The sequence below is a fragment of the Bathymodiolus platifrons methanotrophic gill symbiont genome (genome assembly GCF_002189065.1).
Lineage (GTDB): Bacteria > Pseudomonadota > Gammaproteobacteria > Methylococcales > Methylomonadaceae > Methyloprofundus.
Map to the genome: position 1 here is coordinate 1 of NZ_BDMN01000085.1, position 1627 is coordinate 1627.

The window sequence follows — 1627 nt, forward strand, 5'->3', positions numbered from 1 at the left end:
TGGGGACTACCAGCCCTCGCGTTCGCTCTCCATGGCTGGCAGCGATAGATAATATTTAAAAATATCACCTAAAAAAGGTTGACGACCAAAAGGATAACTGGAATAATAGCGTTTCTTTAGCAAGCCCAGGTAGCTCAGTCGGTAGAGCAGAGGACTGAAAATCCTCGTGTCGACGGTTCGATTCCGCCCCTGGGCACCATGCTAAAGCCAAATAGATAAAGGCCCGATGAGGAAATCCTCTCCGGGCCTTTTTTGTGCCTGACAGATTCTCCTGTCAATCTCCGGTCTGGGTGGTTTAAATGTTTGGAATTGCCTGCTCACGAACCTAACAACTAAATTTCTTAAGCCTCTTTAGCAAATGTGCCTAAAAAGTTACGTTGAAAGCCATCTAAGCTTGGTGTGCTGATCGCGATATATGGTCGAAAAACGGGGTAGTGGTGGTAAAGTATTTCTTTTAGCTTTTGGTTTCCTTTATAACACTTAAGCCAATAAAAAACCTCAACTTAGCACTAAGTTGAGGTTTCTATTTATAACTAGTTAAAGAAACTAAATTTTCTAATCGGTAGGTAATTTACCGAGTATAGCACCAGCATTCTTTGCTCTACTCGGTGTATTAGGACAAGCAGCATGCTCCCAGCCTGATGCATTACTTTTGCCAATTTTTGTTCCATCAATATACATTTCGTCACCAATACCATATTCTCTAAGTGATAAAGCACCTCCGGCATTGTTAAACAAATCTCCTTGTGAGATTGGGCCACGAGGAACATTGTCGAGTTCTAGTGCTTTTCTAATTTTCCATGCAACTGTATGGTCTGTACATGAGGTATCACCAGAGACACCAATCGCACCAACTTTAGTAGTCCAAGAAGTCCATCAGTAGTATACAAAGCTAGCCCACCACCAAATACATTTACACCGCCTACGACTTTTCCAATCATAGGGTCAGTTGCTGTGGCAAAAAGACTAGTATCTGTACCAGGGGCAGAATATGCATTATAGGTATCAACCGGATTACTATGCTGCAAACCAAACAGGCTATTATTACCGGCTCTATGTGAATCCTAGTGGGTAGTGCGATAATAATACCATGAATAATGAATCTTTATTTAGTATGGCTTTAGGCTTACAATCGCCTTGGAAAGTGGAAGAAATTATCTTTTCAAACGACAATATTTTAGAACAGAATGAACTTCATTTGCAGATAGGTTTTGAACCAGGCGCCCGTTTTGCTGATGAATCGGGGGTTCTCTGCCCAGTGCATGATACAGTCGATCGGCAATGGCAACACTTGAGCTTCTTTGAGCATTCTTGCTATCTACATTGCTCTGTTCCTCGCATCACAACAACGGACGGGAAAGTTCGTACTGTAGAAGTCCCTTGGGCTCGCCCCGGCAGTGGTTTCACTCTGCTATTTGAAGCCATGGCATTGGCACTGATTGAAAGAGAAATGCCCGTCAATCGGGTTGCTGAAATGTTAAAGGTGAATCCACAGCGAATCTGGACGATCTTTAATCACTGGATCGGCAAAGCTAAAATAGCGGATGATGTTTCATCCATTACTCAACTTGGTATAGATGAAACCTCCTCAAAAAAAGGTCACAAATATGTCACTTTAGGTGTCGAT

Annotated in this window: 3 protein-coding genes and 1 tRNA gene; 2 read left to right on the plus strand and 2 right to left on the minus strand. The window is 42.5% G+C overall.

The window, feature by feature from the left end; all coding sequences use genetic code 11:
* Positions 1–123 precede the first annotated feature (123 nt).
* A tRNA-Phe gene (locus CDZ78_RS05795) sits at positions 124–199 on the plus strand.
* A 356-nt stretch (positions 200–555) separates the two neighbouring features.
* Here CDZ78_RS05795 and CDZ78_RS05800 read toward each other — a convergent pair.
* Together CDZ78_RS05800 and CDZ78_RS05805 are read right to left on the minus strand one after the other, a co-directional pair.
* Positions 556–738, minus strand: coding sequence for a hypothetical protein (locus tag CDZ78_RS05800; RefSeq protein WP_087869156.1), 183 nt, complete (start codon positions 736–738; stop codon positions 556–558).
* Between the two features lie 41 nt (positions 739–779).
* On the minus strand, positions 780–1028 hold the full coding sequence (locus tag CDZ78_RS05805) for a hypothetical protein (RefSeq protein ID WP_087869157.1): 249 nt from the start codon (positions 1026–1028) through the stop codon (positions 780–782).
* Positions 1029–1090: 62 nt separating this feature from the next.
* On the opposite strand from CDZ78_RS05805, the gene CDZ78_RS05810 reads away from it, so the two are divergent.
* The coding region (locus tag CDZ78_RS05810) for a helix-turn-helix domain-containing protein (RefSeq protein ID WP_167374192.1) at positions 1091–1627 on the plus strand (537 nt) is incomplete at its 3' end.